The organism is Idiomarina sp. UBA4206, assembly GCF_002383015.1.
In the GTDB taxonomy this organism is placed as follows: Bacteria; Pseudomonadota; Gammaproteobacteria; order Enterobacterales; family Alteromonadaceae; genus Idiomarina; species Idiomarina abyssalis.
Genome location: NZ_DFTS01000075.1, coordinates 45,283 through 45,523 on the forward strand (window position 1 = coordinate 45,283; position 241 = coordinate 45,523).

General features: G+C 53.1%; 1 protein-coding gene. It reads right to left on the reverse strand.

Features of this window, described 5'->3' with window-relative positions; translation table 11 throughout:
* The coding region (locus B3180_RS15395) for a putative PEP-binding protein (RefSeq protein WP_349677626.1) at window positions 1-241 on the reverse strand (241 nt) is incomplete at both ends.

The window sequence follows — 241 nt, forward strand, 5'->3', positions numbered from 1 at the left end:
AATACCGCGCCAGCCCAGAAAAGGGTTGTCCTCTTTTAGCGGAAAGTAAGGCAACGGCTTGTCGCCGCCCACATCCAGTGTGCGCATAACCACCGGCTGGTCAGGAAACTGCTCCAGCACTTCCTGATACATTTCGGTTTGCTCGTCCTCGGTGGGCAGTTGGTCTCGCATCATGAACGGAATTTCAGAGCGATACAGGCCTACACCGTCTATGTTCAGCGTTTTTAAGTAGTCGTGGGTA